This is a genomic window from Chromohalobacter sp. HP20-39 (genome assembly GCF_033052815.1).
Lineage (GTDB): Bacteria > Pseudomonadota > Gammaproteobacteria > Pseudomonadales > Halomonadaceae > Chromohalobacter.
The window spans coordinates 1-418 of record NZ_JAWHTP010000195.1 but is presented as its reverse complement, the minus strand read 5'-3'; the positions used below and the strand labels follow the sequence as shown (position 1 = coordinate 418).

The 418-nt window shown below is 67.7% G+C and carries 1 protein-coding gene; it reads right to left on the bottom strand.

The window, feature by feature from the left end; translation table 11 throughout:
• Nucleotides 1-418: hypothetical protein (locus RVY79_RS17595; protein WP_317465783.1), on the bottom strand; the 418-nt coding region annotated here is incomplete at both ends.

Sequence of the window (418 nt, the reverse complement as noted above, 5' to 3'; positions counted from 1 at the left end):
GGGCGAGCAGGTCGGTGGCTTCGGGCAACTGGGCTTCGAGCTTGCGCAGGCGCCGCGAGCGGCAGCGCATCAGGTACAGCGTGGGCAACGCACCGGCCAGCACGGCCAACACGAGCAGCGCGACCAGCGGCGGGGCGAACAGCGCGGCCACGGCAGCCACCACCACAGGCAACGCCAGTGTGAGCGTCAGGAAGCGGCCGACAGACCAATCCAGCCCCGACTGCAGCAGGATCAGGTCGAGGGAGTCCACGTGTGGAAGCCGCTGCAGCAGGTGCGCGACATCGGTGGACTCAGCGAGCACCCGTTGCTTCAGGATGTTGGTTTGCGCATCCTTGCCGGAGAGGCTGAACAGCGCCATTTCCAGCCGCTGGCTTAGCCGCTTGGCGGCCGGGCTGTGGCGACTGTTCCACCACTGGTA